The 1,794-nt window shown below is 49.4% G+C and carries 1 protein-coding gene; it reads right to left on the reverse strand.

All coding sequences use genetic code 11. The annotated features are described in order from the left end of the window. Positions 1-1,794 (reverse strand): vWA domain-containing protein (locus A3751_RS23005; protein ID WP_197466440.1); only part of this gene is annotated, 1,794 nt, incomplete at both ends.

Below are 1,794 nucleotides of genomic sequence, written 5' to 3' on the forward strand. Positions count from 1 at the left end.
GGCTCTGGTTCTGGTTCTGGCTCTGGCTCCGCATCAAAGTCAACATCTTCAATTGAAGTGTCGTTTAGCTGATCCATGATGGAGTCATTGATCACCTCGTCGTCAGGCTCTTGAGCCGCTTTTTTCTTTCTTAGGAAGTAAAAAACTGTTCCCAACAAAGCTAAAAGGGATGCAACACCACCAGCTATCGATCCCCACAGGACATAATCGACTCCCGATTCCTCGGGCTCAAGCTCCTCCTCCGGCACCAACTCAGGCTCAACGTTACTCTCAGCCAAATTAGGAGCTATGCTCTCCTCCAACGCTGGTTCAGGCTCAGCAGGCTCATCTAAACCCTCTACAGGCTCAGCCGCCTCTTCCTCAACTGCGACAATCATGTTCGCCTCACCCAAAGGAATAGGAAACTCCACCTCGAAGACTTTAGGCGAAAGATTTACATCCTCTCCAGCAGTCTTTCTACCCTTCACTTTCACCGCGACCTTATAGGTACCATCGCCCGCTTCCGGAGTAACAGCTAAACGCCACTGTTTCGTTCCTTTGACTTGCTCAACTGCTTTTATGAGGCTCGTACCATCCGGCGCCTTCACTTTCGCAAAAACACTGGTCCCATCAATGTCGATATCATCGGTCAGCGCAGTAACAACCAATTGATGTTGAGGCTGCTCACCGCCCTTCGCCGACAATTCAAAATCGAATGGAGGACGAAGATTGACAACCTGCTCAAAGCGACGCTTGAATGTCTTCCCGTCTACGTCGACAGCAATTCTGTACGCACCCTCAGTCTTTAGCTTAGAAATAGTTTCAGAGAAAACGCCATCGCCGGCTGTCGCCATTGCCCGCTTACCCGACTTACCTTCTTCATTGGTTACCACAAGGTCTACTTCAAGAATCGACAGAAAATCCTCATCTTCAATCAACTCACCTTCATTTAAAAAGCCTGCTTTAACATCTAAAACATCCCCAGCAAAAATATTACTTGGCAATGATGTCACGTCCATTTGCAGATTACTGACTATCGTCACTCGACTATCGGGATCAACCTCCGCATCAATCACCCATTCGCCCTCGTCAGGTTGAGAGACCGTAATCAACTCATACCCTGCATCGCTATACCAGTGCACATCTTCTCGGCCACTGCTCGGCTCAATGGTTTCAAGATCGGGAGAAACAAGGCGCACAGGTTTCGCACCCTCTTTTTTGAAAACAAGCGCAGTAAACTCCTCAATACTAGAATCGATTACGAAGGCGTTCCCTTCGATCGGCACTTGCTCCTGCGGAACCGCTTGGTCAAAGGCCTGTAGAAAAACACGACTTAAATCATCAGAGCTTTCAGCCAGAGCAGACTGCCCACCCGAACCAATCGCCAATTTATCCATCAGCGGCTTATCTGCATTTTTTGACAGAGAAACCGTGTGCACATGAGCGCCTGTTTGCGCTATACGCGCTAGCACAGGGCCAAGAATACGCTCACGCTCGGCTGTATTTTTCGCAGGCTCCTTGTCGATATCGACCATACCATCCGTCAATAGAATAAAATGCGTGTTCGGGTATTGTTGCCCTGCTTCGAGATTCTCTGAGGCCTTTTCGAGCGCAGCACCGATATTGGTCCGCAAAGCGACAGAATTGATCTCTTTTGCTTTCTCTTTCGCCATCGCGCGCCATGCGTCATCAACGACTTGAAAGCGCACAAGATTGTTGACCCATTGACCGAAAGTCCAGACACCCGCCTCGCTGCCATCAGGCACCAGCTCGGTCAACAAATTCACCGCGGGAATACGTAAATTCTGGGGATCG

The organism is Oleiphilus sp. HI0080 (assembly GCF_001635135.1).